The sequence below is a fragment of the Cupriavidus sp. USMAA2-4 genome, from assembly GCF_001854305.1.
GTDB classification, from domain to species: Bacteria; Pseudomonadota; Gammaproteobacteria; order Burkholderiales; family Burkholderiaceae; genus Cupriavidus; species Cupriavidus malaysiensis.
In genome coordinates this window covers 2,922,468-2,946,070 of sequence record NZ_CP017748.1, presented here as the reverse complement: position 1 = coordinate 2,946,070, position 23,603 = coordinate 2,922,468, and the positions used below count along the sequence as shown (strand labels likewise).

Here is a 23,603-nt window from a genome sequence, read left to right as displayed (position 1 = left end):
GAGAATTGCGCAATCCGGCCATTGGCTGGATTGCGAAACGGATTGACCGAGTTGCAAAATGACGCCACCCCAGCCGGCCTCTACAGTCCCGCCATGGACTGCGCCGAGCCATCGCCGGTCCCCGCTCCACGCTCTGCCCTTGTCGACTTCCACACGGACCGCATGCCCGCCAGTACCGACCTGCTCCGCTCCCACCTGCCGCACAGCGTCGCGCGGCCCGTCGCCGCGCTCAGCATCCAGGTGGTGACGGATGGCAACGAGCAGCCGCTGCACGCCCATCGCAAGGCCCAGCTTCTGCTCACGCTGTCCGGCGTGATCACCTTGGAGACCGAGCGCGGCGTATGGATCGCGCCGCCGCAGTGTGCGGTGTGGATCCCGGGCGAGTTACCGCACAAAGCCAGCGGCGCCGGCAAGGTGCTCGGCTACGGCCTGTTCGTCGAGCCCGATGCGGTGCCGGGCCTGCCCACCGTGTGCTGCAGCGTCTCCGTTTCGCCGCTGCTGCAGGCCCTGATCGCGCGCGCGGCGGAAATGCCCGAGCTGTACGACGAGCAAGGACCGGACGGGCGTGCCATTGCCGTGCTGCTCGACGAGTTGGTGAAGGCCCCGCTGGAAGAACTGCACCTGCCGCGGCCGGCGGATGCCCGCCTGCGCCGGCTGACCGAAGCCCTGCTCGCCGAGCCCGCTGACCCTGCCACGCTGGAATGCTGGGCGACGCGCATCGGCATGATGCGAGCGCAGCCTGAGCCGGCTGTTCCGGCAGGAAACCGGCATGAGCGTGGGCCACTGGCGGCGCCAGTTGCACGTGATCACCGGCACCCGCCTGCTGACCGGCGGCCTGTCGGTGCAGGCCGTGGCCTTCGACCTGGGCTACGACAGCCCGAGCGCCTTCGTCACCATGTTCAAGAAGGCCGTGGGCAAGCCGCCGGGGCGCTTCCTCGCCGAGCGGCGCCAGGTGCTGGCGCAGCAGGCCGGGGAACGCGCTGGATGAGGGCGGGATGGGGCCGGGATGGGCCGGGATGGGGCCGGATGAAACGCAGCGGAAGATCCGGCGAGGGCTGGCACGGATCGGGGCACGGCGGAAGTCTCGCTTGCACCGGGGTTGCAACGGCAATCGATACGGCGCGCACCGGGTCATTCATGCGTTCCATCGCTCCATCCGGCTGCGCAGCAGGCAAGCCTGCGCAGCCGGATGGAGACCAGGAACGGCGGGTCGGATCCGGCCCGCCACATCACGCGCAGAGCACTGGACGGCTCCCTCGGACCCGGCGGCAAGGCTGCTGGATCCGGCGTTTCCCCGAGGCAATCCCCAAAAGCCTGCAAGTCGGCCCGCCCGCTGTTGTGATGAGGACGTGGCCGCCAGCGCTCCCTGTCTGCTGCCGCGATGCATCGACGCTGTCGTTGCCCGCGGCGCGCCGCAGGTTGCCGCACGAGGCGGAGCTGCCGCGCCGGGCTGCCGCTGGAACCCAGTATGCCGGGGCGGCGGCAACCGTCCCATCACGCAAACGAGTTAATCTCGCGCGTGCACCGGCGAAGATGACCTGCCGCGAGCCACCGCGCGATACCGGGACAGCACACCACGCATCGCCAGCACCCGGGACGTCGCTCCCCCGGCACACCGTCGTTGCGCCGCCGCGACGGTGGCACGAATCGCCTGGGCAAACGCGCGCCGACTGCCGATACTGGTGGCGGGCCGTTCGCGAAGCGCCCGTCTTTCAAGCCCTGGCCTGTCTGGCAGGGCTTTTTCGTTGGTGACAGATGAGTGACAGTCGTGCCGTCAAACTCAGGCGCGCATTGGCTTGAGAGCGAGCCGTTGCGAGGCCCTGCCTCTGGCCTCCCACAGCGATCAAGCTGGCAAACGCAAAGCTTCCCGCCTGAATTCGCTGCACAACTTGCGGAAAGAGCGACTTCCCGCGTGCGCCTGGTCCAGGTCGATCTCCGCAGAGAAGGCGGGTTGATCGGTCATCACCTGATAGGTTCCGCCCGGCATATGCTGCGTCATCCAGAGCTTGGTGTTGCGCGGCCGCTCGGCTTCGACTTGCTGCGGGGCCATCAGGCTCCTGTCGGGAAGCCAAGGACTGGAGGCGAAGCGTATCTGCAATTCCGTATGGAAAACGTGACGTTCTGATACGGAACGAGCCCATGTCGCGAGGCCGAATCTTGCACGCAATCGGCACAAACGGACACAGAAAGAGAAAGTCAACGCCCACACAATCACAACGCCTACCGGAAGCCGGTCGCGCAAATGCCGCTGACAGGCAGACGTGCCGATGTCGATACGGTCTCTGGTCCGGGCAGGCACTTCTACTTGAGGAAAGTCCAAGCACCCAACGAAGAGGAACCATGCCCCTGTCGCCATTTCAAGTCACTCGGAAAGCCATCGAAAGCAGGCCCGTTGGCGTCCAGAACATGAAGCTACGCTCAGCGCTGATGCTGGCCCTCAAGGACCATCTCGCCAGCACGGCCAGGAATGAGTCACAGGCGGCCACGCTATTCGGCGTACCGCAGGCACGCATCGCAGAACTCATGCGCGGCAGAATCCACCAGTTCGATCTCGAATCGCTCGTCGGCATGGCTGCGATGGCGGGCCTTCGCATCGAGATGCAGATAGTGGATGCCTCTGGAGAACAGCCGCGCTGCGGATCCGGTCAGTGTGTGCCTGCAATGCCGAACCATCGCACCCGACATCGGAACCCGAAGCCGTCGCGCTGAGGCCAAGGGCCCGCGTGGGGCCCTTGGCCTTCCATCAACGCAATGCATCGGATTGGAACGTTCAGGTCCGATTAGCATCCGTCCTGGCCTGCAGGACCGCCATCTCGCTCATCACCAGCGTTTCATGAGCCAGGTCCGCCGCCAGCGACAGGATGCCGTCCTGCGGTTCCGGCTCCAGTGTCTCGAAGGCGCCGTCGCCGGTCGCGCAGTCCCGGAGCAGGTACAGCAGGCCGTGCAGTTGTGCCGCCTTCTCCGCTGCCACGCTCAATGGCGTTTCGAGGGCGAAATGGCGGGTCAGGAAGATGGCCGAGGGGCCTTGCTCGGCAGTGAGGTTGGAACGGGTGTGTTTAAGCATGGTCAGCCATCCCCCACCCAGAGGACGCCCGCGGAACGGGGGGCTCGCTACAAATGATGGGAGCGCTGACACCGGGCAATAGGCAGGTCCGGATCCTGACAGTCAAAGACCGATACATGGCATTTGCCTCCTGGGCTAGACGATTGCCTGTGGATTGCCTGTGTATTCGGGCTGTCAATCCCGGTCGCTTTGCATGCGACGAGATGAAGCGTACTCCCGGAGGGGCCCAGGGAATGTTGCGCTTTGATACGCAAACAGTGTGCGGTGAAAATCCTCTGCGCAGCCTTGGCAAGCGCAGCGCCGCCACATCTCACAACGCCTCCAGCCCCTCCCCCACCACCTTCACCAGCACCGCCGTTCCATCGTCCCCGACACGGAACTCGCCGTACTTCGCGTGCTCGAAACGCGCCGCCTGCCCCTCCTGGAAGAAGAAGGCGTCGGTCGACACCTGGACCTGCACGCCGCCCCAGCGTGTGGGCACGGTCTGGTAGCGCAGCAGCCGTTCGCCGGGCGCGAGCGCTTCGCTGCCGTGCAGGCGCACGAAGACGGCTTCGCGCCGGGCGTCGAGCGTGACCACGGCAACGCCCGCGCGGGCGTCCGGCAGGTCGTGCTGCCGGCGCGCTTCGCGGATGGCGTTGCCGATGGCAAAGTTCAGCGCCATGTAGTCGCCCTGCATCAGCGAGCGCGGGTCCACCGGGGCCAGGCGCAGGTAGATGGTCTGGCCGCCGGCCAGCAGCCGTTCCTTGCCGGCGATGCCAAAAGCGGCCACGCCCAGCGTCAGGGCCCAGGCGATCAGGATCCAGCGTTTCATCGCAGCTCCTTGGTGCCGCCGCGGCGCAGCAGCACGACGCGCGCCAGCAGGACCAGCACGCCGGCGCCGGCCAGCGTGGCCGACTTGGCGAGCAGGGTCCAGCTCAGCGCGCTGTAGTACCAGGTGAAACCCGCCAGCAACGTGGCCACGCCCAATCCGAGCCAGGGCAGCGAGGCACGCCGCAGCGCCAGCCCCAGGGCCAGCACGCCGACGCTGACGGCCGGCGCGCCCGCCATCAGGCCGCCGAGCGCCAGTGCGACGATCACCGCGGGCAGGCCGGCGGCATTGGGCAGTTCGAGGCGGCGCGCTTCCGCGGCCGCGAACACGGCCAGCAGGAAAGCCAGCACGGCGCCGGCGTGCCAGTGCATGCCGATCGGCGCCGCCCCGCCTGTCGCGAGCAGCCAGGGCCGGTCGGCGCCGGTCAGCATCAGGGCGCCGCCCAGGGCGAACAGCAAGGTCGCATCGGCGGCGGGTTCGGCCCAGTCCAGCCGGTCGGCGGTGCACAGCTGTGCCTCGTTGTTGGTGAAGGCGATCAGCAGCACGCAGGCCAGCGGCACCAGCCCCACCAGCGGCCAGGGATAGGCCAGCCAGCCGTCGAGGGCGGACGGTCCGATCAGGCGCTGCGCGGTCACCGCGAGCGCGCCCCAGGCCGTCAAGGCGCACAGCAGCCGGTGCAGGCGGTTGGGCACCACGGCGAACAGCAGCGCCTGGAACGCGGCGATGCCGGCCCAGAAGCCGGCCGACTCCAGCGCGCGCTCGAAGGCGACCCCCTTGGCCGCGCCCAGGATCACCATGCCCTGGCCGCTCAGGCTGATGGCCAGCGCGAACTGTTCCAGCGCGATGCCGCCGAGGCGGCGCCGGTACAGCACGTAGGCCAGTGCGACCATCGCGGCGCCGCACAGCGCCATGGCCCAGCCGTTGTCGCGCGCGGCCAGGAAGACGCTGCCGACCAGGAAGAGCTGGAAGAACAGCGCGCCCAGCCAGCCGGCGCCGCCCATCAGCACGCGCACCGCCCACGGGGCGCGCACGGCTTCGGTATAGGCGCCGCTGGCCATGCCGCGCGCGGAGAAATCGTCCCAGACCTTGCGCACGGCGCGGCGGGTCGAACGGGACGTGTCGTCCGGATGCATCGTGCTCATGCCTGCGCTCCCATCACGTGGCGGCGGTGCGCCCGCAGCAGCCAGCTGGCCGCGCCGCCGGCCAGGGCCACGGTCAGCAGGCCCAGCAGCAGGAAGACGCCGTAGTCGGCGCTGCCGCGCAGCAGCCAGTGGCCGGCCCCGCCGATCCCCAGCACGATGGCGCTGAAGCTCGCCAGACTGAGCAGCACGATATCGAAGGCGCGCAGGTAGACCCAGGCACCGAGCGCGGCCAGCGCGGCCAGGGCACACAGGTAGTAGCCGCCGGCAACCGCGGACTGCAGCAGGCTGGCCAGGCCCAGCCAGGTGGCGTAGGCGCAGGCCAGCGCGCCCGCGATGCGGGCCCCGGCCTGGCCGCGGAAGCCCAGCGCCGGCGCAAGCGCGCACAGGCCGTACCACAGCGCCAGTTGCACCGCGGTGGCCAGCAGCAGCAGCAGGCTGGTGGCAAGGCCGCCACGCTCGCCGAACAGCAGTTCGAACATGCCGCCCACGCCCAGGCGGATGCTGCAGTAGCGCAGCAGCGCCACATTGCCCACCACCAGCACCACCCACCAGTGCGGCGCGGCGCGCGCCGCCAGGGCCCAGGGCACGGCCAGCAGCGCCCACAGGGCGAACAGCTGCCAGGCATCGGCGCCGGTCTGGTAGACCTGCCCGATCACGGCCAGCAGCGCGCCCGTGAGCACCTGCGCGCCGGCCAGCGCCGCCTGGGCCGCGAGGTCGCCGGGCCGGCGCGGCAGGGCGAAGGCCGCCAGAGCGGTGATCAGCGCGGCCAGCAGGCCGAACTTGGCGAACTTGTGCAGGTCCTGCCAGTTGAAGGCGAAGAAGACGATGACGCCGACGCACAACAGCGCCGCGCCCAGCGCGAGCAAGGCGAGGTCGAGCCAGCCGCGCCAGTCGGCCGCGCCGGGCTCGGTGCGGGTCCAGGCCAGCCTGGCGGCCGCCGGCACCAATACGCCGTCGCGGCGCCAGCCGGCCAGGGCCTGGCGGATCGCGCGCCGCTCGCGCAGCAACTGCATCGGAGAGGAAGGCATGGGCAGGGAAGGGATGGACGCGATGAGATGCACTGTAGCAAAGCGACTGCCACTACGCATCCGCCGTCGCATCCGCCTGCCGCATCCAGGGCGCCCGCAGCGGGCCGCCGGTACTTTGCGCGGGCCGCGCCTGCCCGGTATCCTTGGCGCCTTGTCCGATCACTACCGGCGCCTGGCCGCGCCCTGACCTGCCATGACCCTGGGCATCCTTGCCGCCATCCACGACGAAGTCGACGCGCTGATCGCCGCCATGCGGCACGAGGATGCGAAGGCCACGGTACACCGCGTCGGCATGCGCGACTACCACGTCGGCACCCTGCACGGCCAGCCCTGCGTGCTGGTGCTGGCGCGCATGGGCAAGGTGGCGGCGGCGGCCACCACGGTGACGCTGATCCGCGAATTCGGTGCCAGCGAGATCGTCTTCACCGGCCTGGCCGGCGGTGTGGGCGATGCCACGCACGTGGGCGACGTGGTGATCGCCGACGCCACGCTGCAGCACGACCTCGACGCCCGTCCCTTCTTCCCCCGCCACGAGGTGCCGCTGCTGGAACAAGCCAGCTTCGCCACCGATGCCGCCCTCACCGCGGCCCTGCGCCAGGCCACCGAGGACTTCCTGCGCCTGGACCTGGCCGAGGCCGTGCCGGCGCCGGTGCGCGCGCGCTTCGGCGTCAGCGCGCCCGCGCTGCACCTCGGGCTGATCGCCAGCGGCGACCAGTTCATCGGCGCGCCGGCCGCGGTGGCCGAACTGCGCGCGCGCCTGCCCGGGCTGCAGGCCGTGGAGATGGAGGGCGCGGCAGTGGGCCAGGTATGCCATGAGTACGGCGTGCCCTATGCGGTGATGCGCACCATTTCCGACCGTGCCGACGACAGCGCCCATGTGGATTTCGCCGCCTTCCTCAGCGAGGTGGCGAGCCACTATTCCAGCGGCGTGCTGAACCGCTTCCTGGCGGCACGCCGCTGAGGCAGCGGCGGCGGCACGATCCGCCCGCGGGCGGGCGGTGTCACCCGCGCCGGAACACCAGCCCCCACAGCGCCGTCAGCAGGGCGGCGCCCAGGATCGCGGCGCCCCAGCCGATCATCTGCCCGTCGATGAACCAGCGCAGCGCCTGGCCGCCATAGAAGGCCAGCGCCGCCCCCACCGCACCCAGCAGCGGCGCGACGCGCCAGCCGACCACGCGCCGCCCGACCGGGTGCAGTTGGCGCCCCGTGAGGCCGACCAGGGCGCCGACCACCAAGATTCCCACCATATGTTTTCCTGAATGCTGCGGTGCCGGCGGCCGTGGCCTGCCGCCCCCGCCGCCGGATGCAAGGTATCGCAAAAGTCACCCGTTCGGGGGCCTTGCGGCAGTGATGCCGCCCTCCCCCTCGATTCACCGCCGAGCGTGCAAGGATAAGACTTGGCGGACTCCTGAGCCAGATCAAGTCCGCGTCCAGCAATTTGTACCGCCGGCGGTATAATGCAAAGCGGTCCGCGCTGTATACGCCGCCCCGCGCTGTATACGCCGCCTTATACGCGTCCACGCCCTCCGGCATCACCGCGGCCCAGAAAAAAGCCCCCGAAAGCACCCCCGCAAGAATGCAACTGCTCGCGATCGGCATCAATCACACCACGGCACCCGTCTCGCTGCGCGAGCGTGTGGCGTTTCCGCTTGAGCAGATCAAACCCGCGCTGGGCACCTTGCGCAATCACCTTGCGGGCCGCAGCGGCACCGAGGCCGCCATCCTCTCCACCTGCAACCGCACCGAGATCTACTGCGCCACCGACATCCTGGTGAGCGGCTCGGACGGCTTCGAGCACACGCTGCGCTGGCTGGCCCAGCATCACAACGTGCCGGCCGGCGAACTGGCGCCGCACCTGTATGCGCTGCCGCAGTCGGAAGCGGTGCGCCACGCTTTCCGCGTGGCCAGCGGCCTGGATTCGATGGTGCTGGGCGAGACCCAGATCCTCGGCCAGCTGAAGGATGCGGTGCGCACCGCCGGCGAGGCCGGCGCGCTGGGCACCTACCTGAACCAGCTGTTCCAGCGCACCTTCGCCGTGGCCAAGGAAGTGCGCGGCCAGACCGAGATCGGCGCGCATTCGGTGTCGATGGCGGCGGCGGCCGTGCGGCTGGCGCAGCGCATTTTCGAGAGCGTGTCGACGCAGCGTGTGCTGTTCATCGGCGCGGGCGAAATGATCGAACTGTGCGCGACCCACTTCGCCGCGCAGCAGCCGCGCCAGATCGTGGTGGCCAACCGCACCGTCGAACGCGGCGAGAAGCTGGCCGAGCAGCTCTCCGGCCAGGGCCTGACCACCGAGGCGATCCGCCTGTCCGAACTGGGCGAGCGCCTGCACGAGTTCGACATCGTGGTCTCCTGCACCGCCAGCTCGCTGCCCATCATCGGGCTGGGCGCCGTGGAACGCGCGGTCAAGCGCCGCAAGCACCGCCCCATCATGATGGTGGACCTGGCCGTGCCGCGCGACGTGGAGCCCGAGGTGGCGCGCCTGGACGACGTCTTCCTGTACACCGTGGACGACCTCGGCGCCATCGTGCGCGAGGGCAATGCCATGCGCCAGGCGGCGGTGGCCCAGGCCGAGGCGATCATCGAGTCGCGCGTGCAGAACTTCATGCACTGGCTGGAGACCCGCAGCGTGGTACCGGTCATCCGCGACCTGCAGCAGCAAGGCGAGTCGATGCGCCAGGCCGAGCTGGAACGCGCGCGCCGCATGCTGGCGCGCGGCGATGATCCCGAAGCCGTGCTCGAGGCGCTCTCCGGCGCCCTCACCCGCAAGTTCCTGCACGGCCCCACCCACGCCCTGAACCACACCCAGGGCGAGGATCGCGAGGCGCTGCTGCGCCTGGTGCCGGGCCTGTTCCGCCACAGCAGCCACTCCGAGCGCTAGCCGCGCCCGCCCTTCGCGCGCTGCCTCCGCGGCACGCGCCAGCCGCCCAGCCGCCCGCGCGGCGCCAGCCCCGCAGCCATCCTGCCCAGCCTGGCGCGGATGCGGCGGCGATGTCCCAGAACACCCTCCCGGAATTGCCGAACCCCCGATGAAAGCCAGCATGCAAGCCAAGCTCGACCAACTGGCCGAGCGACTCGAAGAGGTCAACGCCCTGCTCGCGCGCGAGAACGCCACGGCCGACATGGAGCAGTACCGCAAGCTGACGCGCGAGCACGCCGAGCTGTCGCCGGTGGCCGAACAGTACGGCCAGTACCGCCAGGCCCAGGACGACCTGGCCACCGCCCAGGCGCTGCTGGACGACCCCGAGATGAAGGACTTCGCCGCCGACGAGATCGCCGTGGCGAAGGAGCGCCTGGAGGGGCTGGAGGGCAGCCTGCAGACGCTGCTGCTGCCCAAGGACCCCAACGACGACCGCAACCTGCTGCTGGAAATCCGCGCCGGCGCCGGCGGCGAGGAAAGCGCGCTGTTCGCCGCCGACCTGCTGCGCATGTACACACGCTACGCCGAGCGCCAGCGCTGGCAGGTCGAGGTGATGAGCGAATCGGAATCCGACCTGGGCGGCTACAAGGAAGTGATCGTGCGCATCGCCGGCGACAAGGCTTTCTCGCGGCTCAAGTTCGAGTCCGGCGGCCACCGCGTGCAGCGCGTGCCGGCCACCGAGGCGCAGGGCCGCATCCATACCTCGGCCTGCACGGTGGCGGTGATGCCCGAGGCCGACGAGGTGGGCGAAGTGCAGATCAACCCGGCCGACCTGCGCATCGACACCTTCCGCGCTTCCGGCGCCGGCGGCCAGCACGTCAACAAGACTGACTCCGCGGTGCGCCTGACCCACCTGCCGACCGGCATCGTGGTCGAGTGCCAGGACGACCGCAGCCAGCACCGCAACAAGGACAAGGCGATGAAGGTGCTGGCGGCGCGCATCAAGGACATGCAGGAGCGCGCCGCCCAGGCCAAGGAAGCCAGCACGCGGCGCAACCTGATCGGCTCGGGCGACCGCAGCGACCGCATCCGCACCTACAACTTCCCGCAGGGCCGCGTCACCGACCACCGCATCAACCTGACGCTGTACAAGATCGACGCCATCATGGACGGCGACCTCGACGAACTGGTGGGCGCACTGGCCGCCGAGCACCAGGCGGACCAGCTCGCAGCCCTGGGGGAAGAGGCCTGAGCGCCCCCCCATGCCGTGCGCTCACCTTTGTTTGCACATCCGGCACGATCGGAAAGCCTTTGTATCTGTTGTAAATGCTTGAAACAGCACTGGCATGGCCTGGGCCGCTTCCTATAATCGAACGCGACTGGACCTGCCGCGCAAGAAGGCAGGCGAACGTCACCTCGAAACGGACAAAAGGATGAAATCATGAAGAAGTTGCTCGCACTGCTGATGGTCGCCGCCGCTCTCACCGCTTGCAGCAAGAAGGAAGAAGCGCCTGCCACCAGCGCCGAAAGCGCGATGCAGAACGCCGCCGATTCCGCCAAGGCCGCTGCCAGCGATGCCGCCGCGGCTGCCAGCAATGCGGCCGACGCGGCCAAGGCCGCCGCCGGCAATGCCGCCAGCCAGGCTTCCGCCGCCGCCGAGCAGGCCAAGTCGGATGCCGCCAGCGCCATGGCCAATGCCAAGGATGCGGCCAAGGACGCCGTCAACGCGGCTGCCGACAAGGCCAAGGACGCCGTCAACAAGTAATCCGGACGTACCGGCCGGCCCCGGGACATGCTCCTGGCCGGCCACCGGCGCGGCCAGGCTGCGCCGCACGGCCCCGCCCCCGCCACGCCGGCGTATGCTGTCCGGCAAGGCTCGGCGGGGTTTTTTGCTGCCGGCCACCGCCCGACCTACCCGTACCCCGAGACACCATGCCGCACCCGGCACCCGCCGCCCCGTCAGCTCCCCAGGCCTCGCCACCCGCCGCCGATAGCGGCCCAGATAACCCAGATAGCGGCCGCTGGCCGTCCTCGCCCACCCTGCGCGAGGCGCAGGCGCTCGCCACCGCGGCCGGCCTGCCGGTGCTGGAGGCGCGCATGCTGCTGGGCCACCTGACCGGCTACAGCCGCACCCAGCTCATCACCCGCGACGACGAGGCGCTCACTCCTGCGCGCCGCGAGGCGCTGGCCGCGCTGGTCGCACGCCGGCTGGCGGGCGAACCGATGGCCTACCTGCTCGGCGAGCGTGAGTTCTTCGGCCGAGTCTTCCGCGTCACGCCGGATGTGCTGATCCCCCGGCCCGACACCGAGATCGCGGTCGAGGCGGCGCTGGCGCGCCTGCACGGCCGCGCGCGGCCGCATCTGCTGGACATGGGCACGGGCTCGGGCATCCTGGCGCTGACCCTGGCGCTGGAGCGGCCCGACGCCGAGGTCTGGGCCACCGATGTCTCGCCGGCGGCGCTGGCGGTGGCGCAGGACAATGCCGCGCGGCTGGGCGCGGGCAATGTGCGCTTCCTGCGCTCCGACTGGTACGCAGCGCTGCCGGAAGCAGTGCGCTTCGACCTGATCATCAGCAACCCGCCCTATATCGCCGCGGCCGACCCGCATCTGGTGCAGGGCGACCTGCGCTTCGAGCCGGTCGATGCCCTGACCGACCATGGCGACGGCCTCGGCGACCTGCGCACGATCGCCGCCGGTGCCCCGGCCCGCCTGGCGCCCGGCGGCTGGCTGCTGGTCGAGCACGGCTACGACCAGGGCGAGGCCGCGCGCGGCCTGCTTGCCGCGGCGGGCTTCGCCGAGATCTCCACCGCACGCGACCTGGGCGGCAACGAGCGCTGCAGCGGCGGGCGGCTGGCCACCTGAGCGGGCCGGCGGTGCCTGCGGCGCCACCCACGCAGGCACCGCCGCGGCGCTCCTGGCCCGGCCCTGAAGGGCCGGCCCGAATCAAGTAAAATCCGCCCCAGCACGGCGCGCCCCCGCGCTTGTTCCGATTTCCCCGTGCGGCATCGGCCCCGGCCGGCATCGCCTCAACCCGATACGTGAAACCATGAGTGACGTGCAACAAAAGATCGACCAGATCGTCAAGGGCAGCCCGGTCGTGCTGTTCATGAAGGGCACCGCCCAGTTCCCGATGTGCGGTTTCTCCGGCCGCGCCATCCAGATCCTGAAGGCCTGCGGCGTCGACGCGCCGACCACGGTCAACGTGCTGGAAGACGACGGCATCCGCCAGGGCATCAAGGAATACGCCAACTGGCCGACCATTCCCCAGCTCTATGTCAACGGCGAATTCATCGGCGGCTCGGACATCATGATGGAGATGTATCAGAGCGGCGAACTGCAGACCCTGCTCAAGGGCTGAACATGACGGCCACGCCCGCGGCCGGCGGCGCCGCGCCGCGGCGCGTGATCGTTGCCATCACCGGGGCCACCGGCGCCGTCTACGGCGTGCGGCTGGCCCAGGTGCTGCGCGGCGCGCCCGGGGTCGAAACCCACCTGCTGGTATCGCCCGCCGGCGTGATGAACCTGCAGCACGAGCTGGACATGGGCAAGGGCGAGGTCGAGGCCCTGGCCGACGTGGTGCATAACGTGCGTGACGTAGGCGCCACCATCGCCAGCGGGTCCTTCCGCGCGCATGCGATGGTGATCGCGCCCTGCTCCATGCGCACCCTCGCCGCCGTGGCGAACGGCTTCTCCGACAACCTGATCACGCGCGCCGCCGACGTCACGCTGAAAGAGCGCCGCCGGCTGGTGCTGCTGGTGCGCGAGACGCCGCTCAACATGGCGCACCTGCGCAATATGACGGCCGTCACCGAGATGGGCGGCATCGTCTTTCCGCCGGTGCCCGGCTTCTACCAGAAGCCGCGCACCATCGCCGAACTGGTCGACCACACGGTCGGCCGCGTGCTCGACCTGATCGACCTGCCCGAACTGGCGCAGGCCCTGGCGCCCAGCTGGCCCGGCCTCAGCGGCCAGGCCTGAGCCGGCCGGCCCGCTCCGGAGCGCGCACCGGCCTGGCCCGCTCAGCGCCAGTGGCGATAGCGCCGGCCACCACCGTAGTAGCCGCCGCCGTAACCGAAATAGACCGAGGGGCCGACGTAGGCAGGCGGGGCCACGTAGGCCGGGCCGCCATAGGCGTCATAGGCCGGATAGGCGGGGTAGGCGGGGTAGGCGGGATAGACGGCACAACCGCCGAGCATTGCCGTGGCGGCAGCGGCCGCCATTCCGATCAACAGCGTCTTCATCGCGAGTCCTTTGGGGCGTTCCTGTTCTTAAGAACGTTATACGGGGACTCCCCGTAATACAGCGTCAAGGCGCTGTAACCCTTGTTACGATTCGCTACGAATCGCGCGCGTCACCCCGGCGCGCGTCACCCCGCGCGTCACCCCCTCCCCGCCATGCTCCGCGCCCGCTCGGACGGACATCCTGCACCGCACTAGATGTCGAAGCGAATCCCCTGCGCGAGCGGCAGCGCATCGCCATAGTTGATGGTATTGGTGGCGCGCCGCATATAGCCCTTCCATGCATCCGAGCCCGATTCGCGACCGCCGCCCGTTTCCTTCTCGCCGCCGAAGGCCCCGCCGATCTCGGCACCGCTGGTGCCGATGTTCACGTTGGCGATGCCGCAGTCGCTGCCCGCCGCCGACAGGAAGGTCTCGGCCTCGCGCAGCGACTCGGTGAAGAGGCAGGACGACAGGCCGTGCCGTGCTGCGTTGTTCAGCGCGATGGCCTCGTCCAGCGAGGTGTAGGGCATCAGGTAGAGGATGGGCGCGAAAGTCTCGGTCAGCATGGTGTCGTGCTGCTCGCCGGTCAGCACCAGCGCCGGCCGCACGTAGCAGGCCTGCGGATAGCGCTCGCCCAGCAGGCGTTCGCCGCCGTGCACCACATTGCCCTGCGCGCGGCAGTCCGCCAGCGCGTTGGCCATGGCATCGCCCGCGTCGCCATCGATCAGCGGCCCCACCAGCGTGCCATCCTCGAGCGGGTCGCCCACTGGCAGCCGGCCCAGTACCTGCACCAGGCGCTCGCCCAGTTGCGGCAGCAGGTCGGCATGCACGAACAGGCGCCGCAGCGAGGTGCAGCGCTGGCCCGCGGTACCGGCCGCGGCGAAGGTGATGGCACGCACCGCCAGCTCCAGGTTGGCGGACGGCGCCACGATGGCGGCATTGTTGCCGCCCAGCTCCAGGATGCTGCGCTTGAAGTGGCGCGCGCAGGCCACACCGACTTCACGCCCCATGCGCGTGGAGCCGGTGGCACTGACCAGGCGCACCGCCGGATGCTCGACCAGGTAGCTGCCCAGCGCCCGGCCGCCGGGCAGCACCGCCGAGATGCCTGCATACTGCGGCGCGGCGTTGGCCACCACGCGTTCGAGCAGGCCATGCGCGGCCAGCGCGCTCAGCGGTGTCTTCTCCGACGGCTTCCACAGCACGCCATTGCCGCACACCAGCGCCAGCGCCGCGTTCCAGGCCCACACCGCGACCGGGAAATTGAACGCCGAGATCACCGCGCACAGGCCGAAGGGGTGCCAGCTCTCGCGCATCACGTGCTGCGGCCGCTCGGAGGCGATGGTCAGGCCGTGCAGCTGGCGCGACAGGCCGACCGCGAAGTCGCAGATATCGATCATCTCCTGCACCTCGCCCAGCCCTTCCTGCAGGATCTTGCCGGCCTCCAGCGAGACCAGGCGCCCCAGCGCCTTCTTGTGCTCGCGCAACACCTCGCCGAAGCGCCGCACCACCTCGCCGCGCGCCGGCGCGGGCAGCAGCGCCCACGCGCTCTGCGCCTCGCGCGCGCGGTGGATGCGCTGCCCGGCCTCGGCCTCGCTGCAGGCGGGCAGGTGCCCGTAGGTCTCGCCGTCGATGGGCGAGCGCAGCGCCAGCGCGGCGCCCGTGCCCGCGCCGTCCGACCACGGGCGCGGCAGGCCCATGGCCTGCCAGCATGCTGCGATGTCCTGCGTCTTCATGCCGTCGTCTCCTGCAAGGGATGGCTTCTGTAGCGCCGGCCGAAACGGTTGGCCAGGAAGGCATCGAGCGCGATCGCCTCCTGCCGCACGAAACCGGCCTGCGGCAGCACGCCCTGTGCCACCAGGTCGAGCGCGGCGCAGATGCCGGCGGCGGTGGTGAGCTGGATCGCGTTCAGGTGGCCAGCCGGCGAGTCGGCGCCGCCGATGCGCGCCGAGAACGAAGCCTGCGTCAGCGGCGCGGCGCCCGCGGCGCCCGCTGCAGGATACCCCGTGGCGCTGGCGAAGACGATCACCACATCCTGCTGCGTGACCGGGATCGCGCTGTCGAAGATCTCGCGCAGCCATTCGCGCCGGTCGCGCAGGCGCAGGTCGTTGAGCAGCAGCTTCATCACCGCGCAATGGCCCGGGTAGCGGATCGACTTGTAGTCGACCTGGCGCGCGCGCCCGGCCAGCGTCTCGGGCAACGTGCCCAGCCCGCCGGACGTATTGAAGGCCTCGTACTCGACGCCGTCCAGCGCGAAGCTCTCCAGCCCTTCCAGCGCGGGGACTTCGACCTGCCGGCCGTCGACGATGGCCTCGCAGGGATTGCAGTACTCGTTGATCAGGCCCTCGGTGCTCCAGGTGAGGTTGTACTTGAGCGCGTTGTTCGGGTACCGCGGCAGCGCGCCGACGCGCATGCGCAGTTCCAGCAGTTCGCCGCCGTCGCGCAGGAAGCGCTGCGCCAGGTCGTGCCCGACGATGCCGATGAAGCCCGGCGCCAGCCCGCACTGGGGCATCAGCACCGAGCGCGCGCCGTCGGCCAGGCGCCGGATGGCCTGGGTCGCGGCGACGTCCTCGGTCAGGTCGAAGTAGTGGACGCCGAGCGCCGCCGCCTGGGTGGCGACACCGACCGCCGCGTGGAAGGGCAGTGCGTTGAGCACCGCATCGGCGCCGGCCAGCAGCGCCGCGCAGGCGGCCGGCTCGGCGGGATCGCCGGCCTGTCCGACGATGCCGGCAGGCAGGCCCTGCAGCCGCGCCGCGTCGCGGTCGACCAGGCGCACGCGGTAGTCGCCGCTGTCATGCAGCATGGCGGCGATGGTGCGGCCGATCTTGCCCGCGCCCAGCACCACCACCTGCCAGGGCCTGCGCCCCGCGCGCGCGCCGCCGCCGCCCGCCACCCCCACCGGATCGGCCGCGCGGGCCAGTTTGCCTTGCATCGTCATGGGACCTCCTCTCGTGCTTGACCTGCCGCTGCATGACGGCCTTCTGGTGTGAAGTATGGGTCGCAGCTCCGTCGGAATGAAGGCACGAGATTGACGATATCCAGTCATAATCCGTCGAAACGACAGACATTCCCGACGAATCGACAAACGTCGACAGTCATCGACATGCAAGCGGCGCGCCGGCCCCGGCGCCTCGCAGGCAAGGAGGAACCCGATGCCGGAACTGGACGCCACCGACCGCCACCTGCTGTCGCTGCTGCAGGCCAACGCGCGCGAGAGCGCCGCCAACCTTGCGCGCAAGCTGGGCATCGCGCGCACCACGGTGGTGGCGCGCATCGCCCGGCTGGAACGCGAAGGCGTGATCGCCGGCTATGGCGTGCGCCTCGGCCAGCAGATGGAAGACAACGCCATCCTGGCCTTCTGCGGCATCTCGGTGCAGCCCAAGGCCGCGCCCGCGGTGGTGCGCGCGCTGCAGCGCCTGCCCGAGGTGGAAGAGCTGAACTCGGTCAGCGGGCCGGTGGACTACCTGGCGGTGATCCGCTGCGACACGCACGCGCGGCTCGACAAGCTGCTCGACGAGATCGGCATGCTGGAGGGGGTGAACCACACCGCCACCTCGATCGTGCTGGCGCGCAAGATCGATCGCAGGCGTGCTGCCGGGTAGTGCCGGGTAGTGCCAGGCAGCACCGCCGCAGGCGCCAGCCGGATCGCCCCGCGGCAGGACGGGCGCGGCGGCGCTATGCTGCCGCATGCGAACGCGCCAGCGGTGCGGCCGCCGCGCCGACCGTCCCCATCAACGAACCTCGAACCGCAACAAGCATCCAGGAGAGACACACCATGAACCCTCGCATCCGAGTCGCCGTCGGCGGCGTGACCGGCTGGGCCGGCAGCGAACTGGCGCGCGGCGTGGCGCATGCGCCCGATATGCAACTGGTGGCCGGCCTGTCGCGCGGCGCCGCCGGACAGCCGCTGGCGCAGCTGACCGGCCATGCCGACACGCCGGGCGTGGCGGCGGCCAGCATCGACGTGCTGGCGCAGACGCCGTGCGACGTCTACGTCGAGTACACCAAGCCGGCGGTAGCCAAGCACAACATCCTGCAGGCACTGCGCCACGGCGCGCACGTGGTGGTGGGCACCTCGGGCCTGTCGGACCAGGACTACGCCGAGATCGACGCCGCCGCGCACCAGGCCGGACGGGGCGTGCTGGCCTGCGGCAACTTCGCCATCACGGTGGTGCTGCTGCAGAAGTTCGCCGAGATGGCCGCACGCCACCTGGACCAGTGGGAGATCATCGACTACGCCAAGGCCGGCAAGGTCGATGCCCCGTCCGGCACCGTGCGCGAACTGGCCTATCGCCTGGGACAGGTCAGGCAGCCCGAACTGACGGTGCCGCTGGACAAGGTCAACGGCCCGGTCGAGACGCGCGGCGCCTCGCTGTCGGGCACCCAGGTGCACGCCGTGCGCCTGCCCGGCTACCAGCTCGGCGTGGAGGTCATCTTCGGCGCCGACGGCCAGCGCCTGCACCTGCGCCACGAGGCGGGCGACGGCTCCAGGCCCTATGTCTCGGGCGCCCTGCTCGCCATCCGCAAGGTGCACACGCTGCGCGGCGTGGTACGCGGACTGGATCACGTGATGGAAGGACTGTAGGACGGTCTGCAGGAACGTCTGCCAGGCAGGCGGTGCGCCGGCCCATGCCGGCAGCGCCGCAGCGCAGGCAGCCGGGCTACCAGGCGGCCTTGCCCTTGGCCTTCGGCTCGGGTGCGGCCTTGGCGGCCGGCGCCGAGGCCGGCGCCAGCTGCTTGGCCATGGCATCGCTCTGGCCCGTCATCAGCTTGCGCGCCTGCGGCAGCAGCATCTCGATAGTGCCCTCGTCGCCCTCTTCCGGGATCGCATACAGCTCCACCGTCAACGGCGCCTTGACCCAGGCCGCGTGCACGGTCTTGAGCGGCTTGCCGTTGCGGTCCTTGACCTCGACTTCGCGCTGACGGAGCGGCTTGCCGTAGCCGGCCACCAGCGACTCCAGCGCGGCCTGCTGGCCGCGCGTGCCGGTGGTCGGCACGATCAGGCCGACCAGCGCGTTACCGTCGACGAAGGCAACCACGTGCGTGCCGTCCATGAAGGACGGGCGCTTGTCGCGCGGCACGCCGATCTGGCGCATCACGCCGTCGCCGCGCAGTTCCACGCAGTAGGCTGTCACGTCGCGGCCATCCGGCGTGCGCTTGTCGGCGCAGTCGGGCAGTGCCGGGATCGGGTTGCCGATCTCCAGCGTGTGCAGCACCGGCGCCAGCGCGTTGCTGCCGGTGCCGGCGGGCGCCGCCTGGGCAGCGGTGGCCGAAGCCGCGGCGGTGGACGGGGCCGGGGTTGCCGCGGGCGCGGCGGCGCGGGCCGCCGGCAGGCAGGCCATCAGGCTGGCGGCAGCCAGCCCGGCAAGGGTCAATCGCATCGATACTCCAGGAATCTCGGACGGCCCGGCGCCATGCACGGGCAGCCAGCAGTATGCCGGCTTCCCGCGCCTGCGCGCCGTGCGCGGCGAACAAGGCAGACAAAACCGGGCACAGACTGGATTGGAGCCCGGCCGGCCCGGGCGGTTCCTGAGCGGCACGGCCGGTCCGTTCCGGTGGCTCCGGCGGCATGTGGCCGCGGGCGCCGGAGGGGCGCTAGGCCGTCATGCGCAGCACCGCGTTGGCCAGTCCGGCCAGCACCGCCAGGAACAAGGCCCACAGCAGCAGGCGCGGCACGCGGCTGGGCGGCAGTTCGCGGCGGCCGGGCCGCGCGCGGGAGGCGTCCTGGCGCACCTCGTGGCGCGGGCCGCGCGTATGCCACACCATGTCGGGATCCGGCCGGGGCGGCGGGTCCTTCGCCTGCTTGCTGGGCGCGGGGCGTCCCGCCGGTCCTTGCGTGGCCATCTGTGCTCCCCGGTGAAGCGAAAGGCTGCCATCCGGCGCGGGCGGCGCCGTCGCGCGCACCGGACAGTGCGCCGGCGCGGGCCCATGGTAAGGCATCCGCCCATGCCCGCAACGGGCGCGGCACACGCTGCCGGGCAGGTGTTTGAACGCCGCCACACCTGGGCGCAGCACGCTCCACCCGGCGCCCGCTCAAGCCGGCGCGGCCTTGCGCTCCAGCCCCACCGCCTCGCGCCGGAAGGCATGGCCGACGTGGTGGTAGAAGGGATGAGGGCAGAACTGGCGGGCCAGGAAGGAGGCCAGCAGCGAGGCGGCCAGCAGGAACAGGGTCAGGTCCTGCGAGCGGGTCATTTCCATCACGATCACGCTGGCGGTGATGGGCGCCTGCGTGGCCGCCGCCAGGAAGGCGGCCATCGATACCAGCGCCAGCACGCGCGGCTCGGCCATGCCGGTGATGAAATGCGCGACGTTGGCGCCGATGCCGGCGCCGATGGCCAGCGACGGCGTGAAGATACCGCCGGGGATACCGGCGAAATACGACACCACGGTGGACACCAGCTTGGCCACGCCGAACCACAGCGTGGTCTCGTGCGGCACGCCGTTGATCAGGCCGGCGGCCTGGCCGTAGCCGGTGCCGAAAGTAGCGCCACCGGTGGCCCAGCCGATCGCGGCGGCCACCAGGCCGCAGCCGAAGGCCACCTGCACCGGGTGGCGCCCCGGCCAGCCGCGCCAGCGCGCCGGCAGCAGCGCGGGCACGCCGCCGATCAGCGCCTTGGCGAACAGGCCACCCAGCACGCCGTTGAGCACCGCGCACAGCAGCACCGGGCCCCAGGCGCTGTGCAGCGCCAGGATCGGCGTGCGCACGGTGAAGTACGGGTTGTTGCCGAAGATGGCCAGCGACAGGAAGCCGGCGGTCAGCACGCCGGTGAGCACCAGCCGGTCCCAGCGCACGGCCGTGCCCTTGCCCAGTTCCTCGATGGCGAACACCACGCCGGCCAGCGGCGTGTTGAAGGCCGCGGCCAGCCCGCCGGCGGCGCCGGCGGCGATCAGCGCATTGGGATGGAAGCCGATGCGGAACTGCAGCCGTTCGTGGCACCAGCGCCCCCACGCCAGCATGGCGGCCGCCCCCACCTGCACCGAGGGTCCCTCGCGGCCGATCGATGCGCCGGCCATCAGGCCGCCGGCGGTGAGCACCACCTTCCACATCGACTGGCGGAACGACACCAGGATGTTCTGCGCGGTGCCCGCCTCGGGCAGGTTGACCGCGGCGATCACCTGCGGGATGCCGCTGCCGCGCGCCTGCGGCGCGAAGCGGATGGTGAGCCAGCGCAGCGCCGCCAGCCCGCAGGGCAGCAGCAGGAAGGCCAGCCACGGCCTGGCCGTGGTGATGCGCTCGTTCCACTGCAGCGCCCATTCGGCGAGCCAGGCGAACACCATCGAGAACAGCGCGACGCAGCCGGCACCGCACATGAAGACGGTGTAGCGCATGGTGGTGCGCGACAGGCGCCCGACCTGGCGCGACTTGCGCGTGGCGGCCGAACGCGCGCGGCGGCCCAGCGCGCGCAGAAGGTCAGGGTCGTCCACGGCGGGGGCATCGTCCGGGTCAGCGTGATCGGGCCCCGCGGCGCGCCGCGCGGCAGTTGCGCCGGGCGCGGCGGCAGGACCGGAGGCAGGGGATGAGGAAGGCGGGGCGGCGGCAGAACCGGCGGGTTCAGCCGAACCGGTCCCGGGCGGGGCGGCGCCGGGACGGGACGCCGGGTTGGTCTCTTGGTCGTTCATGGGGCGGCAGGCGGTTGCAGGGACACCGCAGCCGCTCCCGGGCGCCGGAAACGTCGCGGCATCCCCGGCACTATACGCCCCTCGACGCGGCTCGTGCCGCATGGAATCGCATGGAATCGCATGGAATCGCGTGGAATCGCGTGGAATCGCGTTCGCCCGCACCGAGCCGTGCCGAGCCGCATCAAGCCGTGCCCCCGCCGGCAGCCGCTCAGTCCAGCGCGATGTGGTTGGCCTGGATCACCGCGCCCCAGCGGGCCCGGTCGGCATCGACGTAGCGCTGGATCTCAGCGCTGTCGCGCGGGCGCTGGATCACCAGGCCAAGCTCGGCGAAGGTGCGGCGGAAGCCCGGGTCGGCGGTGACGTGCGCGGCGGCCGCCTGCAGCCGCGCCACCACCTCGGGCGGCGTCTGCGCGGGCACCGCCAGGCCGAACCAGGTCGCAGCCTGGTAGTCGGGATGGCCGCTCTCGGCCACGGTGGGCACGTTGGGCAGCACCTCCAGGCGTTCGCGGCCGGTCACCGCCAGCGCCTTGAGCTTGCCGGCCTTGATGTGCGGCAGCGAGGTGCTCACCACGTCGATCATCAGCTGCACGTCGTTGGCCAGCAGCGCCGACAGCGCCGGCGCGCTGCCGTTGTAGGGCACGTGGGTCAACTGGATGCCCAGCTCCGTCTTCAGCATCTCGGTGGCGAGCTGCAGCGGGTTGCCGAGCCCGACCGAGGCGTAGTTGAGCTTGCCGGCGTTGGCCTTGGCATAGCTGGCGAAGTCACGGATATTGCCGGCCGGCACCTGTGTGTTGGTGACCACCACCAGCGGGATCTCGGCCGCCACCGAGACCACCTTGAAGTCCCGCCTGGCGTCGTAGTTGACCTTCTTGTACAGCATGGGGTTGAGCACCATGCTGGCGTTGCTGGCCAGCAGCATCGTGTAGCCGTCGGCGGACGCGCGTGCCACGGCAGTGGCGGCGATCATGGTGTTGGCGCCGGGCCGGTTCTCCACCACCACCGGCTGCTTGAGGTCGCGGCCCATGCCGTCGGCCAGCGCGCGGGCGAGCTGGTCGGCGGAGCCGCCGGGGGCGTAGGGCACCACCAGCTTGACGGGCCGCTCGGGAAAGGCGGCGGCCCGGGCGGCCGGGATGCCGGCGGGAATGCAGAACGGGGCGGCGCACAGGGCGGCGGCCAGTCCGGCGCGCCAACCCGCGGGAATACGGTGCAGCATGGTGTCTCCTGTTGCTCGTCTTTTTGCTTGTCTTCCTGCTTGTCTTCCTACTTGTCTTTTGGCTCGCCTGCCGGCGCCCGCTCCGCGCATAGCCGATGCGGGCGGCCCGGTGCCGGCGGCGTCAGACCCGGCGCGTGCGCCCGGCCCAGTACTTGTCGCGCAGGCGGCGCTTGGCCAGCTTGCCGGTCTCGTCGCGTGGCAGCTGCGGCTCGATCACGATGGTGCGCGGCACCTTGAAGCCGGACAGCCGGCCGCGCAGCCATTCGACCATGGCGCCCTCATCCAGCTGCGCGCCGGGCACCGGCTGCACCATGGCCAGCAGGCGCTCGCCGTATTCGTCGTCGGGCACGCCGAACACCACGCAGTCGGCCACGCCGGGATAGCGCACCAGTTCATGCTCGATCTCGGCCGGGTAGATGTTGACCCCGCCCGAGATCACCATGTCCGAGGCGCGGTCGCAGATGAACAGGTAGCCGTCGGCGTCGAGGTAACCCATGTCGCCCAGGCTGACCATGCCGTCGCGGTCGATGGCCTGCCGCGCGGCCGCGTTGTGGCGGTAGGTGAAGTCGGGGTAGGCGGGCTGGCGCACGTAGACCAGGCCGACCTCACCGGGCGCGCAGGGGCGGCCGGACTCGTCGAGGATGCGTACCTGCGCGGCGTCGACCGGCCGGCCGGCGGTGCCCGGGCGGGCCGCCGCATCGGCCGGCGTGGCGACGGTGATCATGCCGGCCTCGCTGGAAGCGTAGGTCTCGTGGATGACCGGGCCGAACCACTCGATCATGGCGCGCTTGACCTCGGGCGCGCACGGCGCGCCGGTGGAGGCGACGAAGCGCAGCGAAGAGAGGTCGTAGCGCGCGCGCACCTCCGGCGGCACCTTGAGCATGCGCACGTACATGATGGGCACCAGGTAGAGCACATCGATGCGGTGCTCCTGCACCAGCGCCAGCACCTGCTCCGGATCGAAGCGCGGCGTCAGCACCAGGCGCTCGGCCACCTGCAGCGCGTTCTGGATGAAGACGCCGGGGGCGCTGTGATACAGCGGCGCCGACATCAGCGCGCGGCAACCGGCCACCACGCCCATGGTCTGCTCGACCACCGAGCGCATCTGCGCCAGCTGCGCGTCGAGCCGCTCCAGCGGGATGGGCGCGCGCAGCACGCCCTTGGGCCGGCCGGTGGTGCCCGAGGTATAGGCCATGTGGCCGCGCGGCGCCACGCGCGGGCCGTCGTAGGGCGGCTGCGCGCGCAGCCAGCTCTCGTAGTCGCGCACGCCGGGCGCGCCCGCCGCGCCGGCCTCGCCGTGGCGCCCCGGCGCCAGCGCCAGCACGGTCACGCCGGCCGGCACCGCGTCGCGCGCGGCGTCGAGCAGGTCGGCATGGGCGATCAGCACCTTGGCGCCGCTGTCGCTCAGCAGGAAGCGGATCTCCTCGGTGGTGAAATGCCAGTTGATCGGGCAGTAGTAGCAGCCGGCCGTGCGGCAGGCATGCACGATGTCGGCATAGATGGGATCGTTGCGCAGCAGCACGGCGACCACGTCGCCTTCCTGCACGCCCAGCGCGCGCAGACCGCCGGCCAGGCGCGCGCCGCGCTCGGCGAGCTGCGCGCCGCTGTAGTGGGTGCCTTCGAAGTAGAGATCGGCGGACATCGGTGCTCC

At 70.9% G+C, this 23,603-nt stretch carries 26 protein-coding genes; 11 read left to right on the top strand and 15 right to left on the bottom strand.

The features are described 5' to 3' along the window. Window positions 1–384 precede the first annotated feature (384 nt). Complete coding sequence (locus BKK79_RS41105; RefSeq protein ID WP_198173279.1) at window positions 385–771, bottom strand: hypothetical protein; 387 nt, start codon at window positions 769–771, stop codon at window positions 385–387. On the opposite strand from BKK79_RS41105, the gene BKK79_RS41100 reads away from it, so the two are divergent. Next, entirely contained in the window at window positions 770–988 is a 219-nt protein-coding gene (locus BKK79_RS41100; protein WP_198173278.1) for a helix-turn-helix domain-containing protein, read from the top strand. The genes BKK79_RS41105 and BKK79_RS41100 overlap by 2 nt on opposite strands. An 855-nt stretch (window positions 989–1,843) precedes the next feature. Here the strand turns inward: BKK79_RS41100 and BKK79_RS13025 are convergent. Next, entirely contained in the window at window positions 1,844–2,050 is a 207-nt protein-coding gene (locus tag BKK79_RS13025) for a hypothetical protein (RefSeq protein ID WP_071015780.1), read from the bottom strand. A 290-nt stretch (window positions 2,051–2,340) separates the two neighbouring features. Here BKK79_RS13025 and BKK79_RS13020 point away from each other — a divergent pair, with 290 nt between their 5' ends. Further along, window positions 2,341–2,709: a helix-turn-helix domain-containing protein gene (locus BKK79_RS13020; protein ID WP_071015782.1), complete on the top strand. Its 369-nt coding sequence runs from the start codon at window positions 2,341–2,343 to the stop codon at window positions 2,707–2,709. Between the two features lie 61 nt (window positions 2,710–2,770). On the opposite strand, the gene BKK79_RS13015 is transcribed toward BKK79_RS13020, so the two are convergent. The 4 genes from BKK79_RS13015 to BKK79_RS13000 form a co-directional block, all read right to left on the bottom strand. Then, window positions 2,771–3,064: a hypothetical protein gene (locus tag BKK79_RS13015; protein ID WP_071037835.1), complete on the bottom strand. Its 294-nt coding sequence runs from the start codon at window positions 3,062–3,064 to the stop codon at window positions 2,771–2,773. Between the two features lie 310 nt (window positions 3,065–3,374). Then, the gene (locus BKK79_RS13010; protein WP_071037834.1) at window positions 3,375–3,875 is read right to left on the bottom strand and encodes a GDYXXLXY domain-containing protein; all 501 of its coding nucleotides are present in this window, start codon (window positions 3,873–3,875) and stop codon (window positions 3,375–3,377) included. Then, the gene (locus BKK79_RS13005) at window positions 3,872–5,014 is read right to left on the bottom strand and encodes a DUF4401 domain-containing protein (protein WP_231907947.1); all 1,143 of its coding nucleotides are present in this window, start codon (window positions 5,012–5,014) and stop codon (window positions 3,872–3,874) included. Before BKK79_RS13005 ends, BKK79_RS13010 begins: the two co-directional genes overlap by 4 nt. Next, window positions 5,011–6,042 (bottom strand): DUF2157 domain-containing protein, encoded by a 1,032-nt coding sequence (locus BKK79_RS13000; RefSeq protein ID WP_231907948.1) that lies wholly within the window; start codon window positions 6,040–6,042, stop codon window positions 5,011–5,013. Before BKK79_RS13000 ends, BKK79_RS13005 begins: the two co-directional genes overlap by 4 nt. Before the next feature lie 193 nt (window positions 6,043–6,235). Here BKK79_RS13000 and BKK79_RS12995 point away from each other — a divergent pair, with 193 nt between their 5' ends. Beyond that, window positions 6,236–7,003 (top strand): 5'-methylthioadenosine/adenosylhomocysteine nucleosidase, encoded by a 768-nt coding sequence (locus tag BKK79_RS12995; protein ID WP_071015793.1) that lies wholly within the window; start codon window positions 6,236–6,238, stop codon window positions 7,001–7,003. 40 nt (window positions 7,004–7,043) lie between these two features. Here the strand turns inward: BKK79_RS12995 and BKK79_RS12990 are convergent, their stop codons facing one another. Further along, window positions 7,044–7,289, bottom strand: a complete 246-nt coding sequence (locus tag BKK79_RS12990; protein WP_071015795.1) for a hypothetical protein — start codon at window positions 7,287–7,289, stop codon at window positions 7,044–7,046. 329 nt (window positions 7,290–7,618) lie between these two features. On the opposite strand from BKK79_RS12990, the gene hemA reads away from it, so the two are divergent. From hemA to BKK79_RS12960, 6 genes are all read left to right on the top strand, one after another. After that, entirely contained in the window at window positions 7,619–8,923 is a 1,305-nt protein-coding gene (gene hemA / locus BKK79_RS12985) for a glutamyl-tRNA reductase (RefSeq protein ID WP_071015797.1), read from the top strand. Window positions 8,924–9,071: 148 nt separating this feature from the next. Beyond that, window positions 9,072–10,154 carry a peptide chain release factor 1 gene (prfA, locus tag BKK79_RS12980; protein ID WP_071015799.1) on the top strand — a complete coding sequence of 361 codons (1,083 nt, stop codon included), beginning with the start codon at window positions 9,072–9,074 and terminating at the stop codon, window positions 10,152–10,154. A gap of 189 nt (window positions 10,155–10,343) precedes the next feature. Then, the gene (locus BKK79_RS12975) at window positions 10,344–10,667 is read left to right on the top strand and encodes a hypothetical protein (protein ID WP_071015801.1); all 324 of its coding nucleotides are present in this window, start codon (window positions 10,344–10,346) and stop codon (window positions 10,665–10,667) included. A gap of 167 nt (window positions 10,668–10,834) precedes the next feature. Continuing rightward, on the top strand, window positions 10,835–11,764 hold the full coding sequence (gene prmC / locus BKK79_RS12970; RefSeq protein ID WP_084084701.1) for a peptide chain release factor N(5)-glutamine methyltransferase: 930 nt from the start codon (window positions 10,835–10,837) through the stop codon (window positions 11,762–11,764). Window positions 11,765–11,948: 184 nt separating this feature from the next. Further along, window positions 11,949–12,260, top strand: coding sequence for a Grx4 family monothiol glutaredoxin (gene grxD, locus BKK79_RS12965; protein WP_071015802.1), 312 nt, complete (start codon window positions 11,949–11,951; stop codon window positions 12,258–12,260). Between the two features lie 2 nt (window positions 12,261–12,262). Further along, window positions 12,263–12,880, top strand: a complete 618-nt coding sequence (locus tag BKK79_RS12960) for a UbiX family flavin prenyltransferase (RefSeq protein ID WP_071037833.1) — start codon at window positions 12,263–12,265, stop codon at window positions 12,878–12,880. Between the two features lie 41 nt (window positions 12,881–12,921). Here the strand turns inward: BKK79_RS12960 and BKK79_RS12955 are convergent, their stop codons facing one another. From BKK79_RS12955 to BKK79_RS12945, 3 genes are all read right to left on the bottom strand, one after another. Then, the gene (locus BKK79_RS12955) at window positions 12,922–13,143 is read right to left on the bottom strand and encodes a hypothetical protein (RefSeq protein ID WP_071037832.1); all 222 of its coding nucleotides are present in this window, start codon (window positions 13,141–13,143) and stop codon (window positions 12,922–12,924) included. Window positions 13,144–13,334: 191 nt separating this feature from the next. Further along, entirely contained in the window at window positions 13,335–14,855 is a 1,521-nt protein-coding gene (amaB, locus tag BKK79_RS12950) for an L-piperidine-6-carboxylate dehydrogenase (RefSeq protein ID WP_071015808.1), read from the bottom strand. After that, a complete protein-coding gene (locus BKK79_RS12945; RefSeq protein WP_442873228.1) occupies window positions 14,852–16,057 on the bottom strand; it encodes a saccharopine dehydrogenase C-terminal domain-containing protein in 1,206 nt (401 codons plus the stop codon). Before BKK79_RS12945 ends, amaB begins: the two co-directional genes overlap by 4 nt. A gap of 214 nt (window positions 16,058–16,271) precedes the next feature. On the opposite strand from BKK79_RS12945, the gene BKK79_RS12940 reads away from it, so the two are divergent. Next, window positions 16,272–16,721, top strand: coding sequence for an Lrp/AsnC family transcriptional regulator (locus BKK79_RS12940; protein WP_071015810.1), 450 nt, complete (start codon window positions 16,272–16,274; stop codon window positions 16,719–16,721). 173 nt (window positions 16,722–16,894) lie between these two features. Beyond that, window positions 16,895–17,704, top strand: coding sequence for a 4-hydroxy-tetrahydrodipicolinate reductase (gene dapB / locus BKK79_RS12935; RefSeq protein ID WP_071037831.1), 810 nt, complete (start codon window positions 16,895–16,897; stop codon window positions 17,702–17,704). A gap of 76 nt (window positions 17,705–17,780) precedes the next feature. Here dapB and BKK79_RS12930 read toward each other — a convergent pair whose 3' ends face one another. The 5 genes from BKK79_RS12930 to BKK79_RS12910 form a co-directional block, all read right to left on the bottom strand. Continuing rightward, window positions 17,781–18,500 (bottom strand): hypothetical protein, encoded by a 720-nt coding sequence (locus BKK79_RS12930; protein WP_071015813.1) that lies wholly within the window; start codon window positions 18,498–18,500, stop codon window positions 17,781–17,783. Window positions 18,501–18,714: 214 nt separating this feature from the next. After that, window positions 18,715–18,963: a hypothetical protein gene (locus tag BKK79_RS12925; RefSeq protein WP_071015815.1), complete on the bottom strand. Its 249-nt coding sequence runs from the start codon at window positions 18,961–18,963 to the stop codon at window positions 18,715–18,717. A 189-nt stretch (window positions 18,964–19,152) separates the two neighbouring features. Further along, complete coding sequence (locus BKK79_RS12920; RefSeq protein WP_071015817.1) at window positions 19,153–20,739, bottom strand: chloride channel protein; 1,587 nt, start codon at window positions 20,737–20,739, stop codon at window positions 19,153–19,155. A gap of 208 nt (window positions 20,740–20,947) precedes the next feature. Further along, a complete protein-coding gene (locus BKK79_RS12915) occupies window positions 20,948–21,952 on the bottom strand; it encodes a Bug family tripartite tricarboxylate transporter substrate binding protein (protein ID WP_083384169.1) in 1,005 nt (334 codons plus the stop codon). 121 nt (window positions 21,953–22,073) lie between these two features. After that, window positions 22,074–23,594 carry an acyl-CoA synthetase gene (locus tag BKK79_RS12910; protein ID WP_071037830.1) on the bottom strand — a complete coding sequence of 507 codons (1,521 nt, stop codon included), beginning with the start codon at window positions 23,592–23,594 and terminating at the stop codon, window positions 22,074–22,076. Window positions 23,595–23,603: the final 9 nt, after the last annotated feature.

Excerpts from the sequence above, each read along its gene's own strand:
- BKK79_RS41100 (WP_198173278.1), top strand. The coding sequence starts at position 770 with ATGAGCGTGGGCCACTGGCGGCGCCAGTTGCACGTGATCACCGGCACC.
- BKK79_RS41105 (WP_198173279.1), bottom strand. The coding sequence starts at position 771 with ATGCCGGTTTCCTGCCGGAACAGCCGGCTCAGGCTGCGCTCGCATCAT.
- BKK79_RS13025 (WP_071015780.1), bottom strand. The coding sequence starts at position 2,050 with ATGGCCCCGCAGCAAGTCGAAGCCGAGCGGCCGCGCAACACCAAGCTC.
- BKK79_RS13020 (WP_071015782.1), top strand. The coding sequence starts at position 2,341 with ATGCCCCTGTCGCCATTTCAAGTCACTCGGAAAGCCATCGAAAGCAGG.
- BKK79_RS13015 (WP_071037835.1), bottom strand. The coding sequence starts at position 3,064 with ATGCTTAAACACACCCGTTCCAACCTCACTGCCGAGCAAGGCCCCTCG.
- BKK79_RS13010 (WP_071037834.1), bottom strand. The coding sequence starts at position 3,875 with ATGAAACGCTGGATCCTGATCGCCTGGGCCCTGACGCTGGGCGTGGCC.
- BKK79_RS13005 (WP_231907947.1), bottom strand. The coding sequence starts at position 5,014 with ATGAGCACGATGCATCCGGACGACACGTCCCGTTCGACCCGCCGCGCC.
- BKK79_RS13000 (WP_231907948.1), bottom strand. The coding sequence starts at position 6,042 with ATGCCTTCCTCTCCGATGCAGTTGCTGCGCGAGCGGCGCGCGATCCGC.
- BKK79_RS12995 (WP_071015793.1), top strand. The coding sequence starts at position 6,236 with ATGACCCTGGGCATCCTTGCCGCCATCCACGACGAAGTCGACGCGCTG.
- BKK79_RS12990 (WP_071015795.1), bottom strand. The coding sequence starts at position 7,289 with ATGGTGGGAATCTTGGTGGTCGGCGCCCTGGTCGGCCTCACGGGGCGC.
- hemA (WP_071015797.1), top strand. The coding sequence starts at position 7,619 with ATGCAACTGCTCGCGATCGGCATCAATCACACCACGGCACCCGTCTCG.
- prfA (WP_071015799.1), top strand. The coding sequence starts at position 9,072 with ATGAAAGCCAGCATGCAAGCCAAGCTCGACCAACTGGCCGAGCGACTC.
- BKK79_RS12975 (WP_071015801.1), top strand. The coding sequence starts at position 10,344 with ATGAAGAAGTTGCTCGCACTGCTGATGGTCGCCGCCGCTCTCACCGCT.
- prmC (WP_084084701.1), top strand. The coding sequence starts at position 10,835 with ATGCCGCACCCGGCACCCGCCGCCCCGTCAGCTCCCCAGGCCTCGCCA.
- grxD (WP_071015802.1), top strand. The coding sequence starts at position 11,949 with ATGAGTGACGTGCAACAAAAGATCGACCAGATCGTCAAGGGCAGCCCG.
- BKK79_RS12960 (WP_071037833.1), top strand. The coding sequence starts at position 12,263 with ATGACGGCCACGCCCGCGGCCGGCGGCGCCGCGCCGCGGCGCGTGATC.
- BKK79_RS12955 (WP_071037832.1), bottom strand. The coding sequence starts at position 13,143 with ATGAAGACGCTGTTGATCGGAATGGCGGCCGCTGCCGCCACGGCAATG.
- amaB (WP_071015808.1), bottom strand. The coding sequence starts at position 14,855 with ATGAAGACGCAGGACATCGCAGCATGCTGGCAGGCCATGGGCCTGCCG.
- BKK79_RS12945 (WP_442873228.1), bottom strand. The coding sequence starts at position 16,057 with ATGACGATGCAAGGCAAACTGGCCCGCGCGGCCGATCCGGTGGGGGTG.
- BKK79_RS12940 (WP_071015810.1), top strand. The coding sequence starts at position 16,272 with ATGCCGGAACTGGACGCCACCGACCGCCACCTGCTGTCGCTGCTGCAG.
- dapB (WP_071037831.1), top strand. The coding sequence starts at position 16,895 with ATGAACCCTCGCATCCGAGTCGCCGTCGGCGGCGTGACCGGCTGGGCC.
- BKK79_RS12930 (WP_071015813.1), bottom strand. The coding sequence starts at position 18,500 with ATGCGATTGACCCTTGCCGGGCTGGCTGCCGCCAGCCTGATGGCCTGC.
- BKK79_RS12925 (WP_071015815.1), bottom strand. The coding sequence starts at position 18,963 with ATGGCCACGCAAGGACCGGCGGGACGCCCCGCGCCCAGCAAGCAGGCG.
- BKK79_RS12920 (WP_071015817.1), bottom strand. The coding sequence starts at position 20,739 with ATGAACGACCAAGAGACCAACCCGGCGTCCCGTCCCGGCGCCGCCCCG.
- BKK79_RS12915 (WP_083384169.1), bottom strand. The coding sequence starts at position 21,952 with ATGCTGCACCGTATTCCCGCGGGTTGGCGCGCCGGACTGGCCGCCGCC.
- BKK79_RS12910 (WP_071037830.1), bottom strand. The coding sequence starts at position 23,594 with ATGTCCGCCGATCTCTACTTCGAAGGCACCCACTACAGCGGCGCGCAG.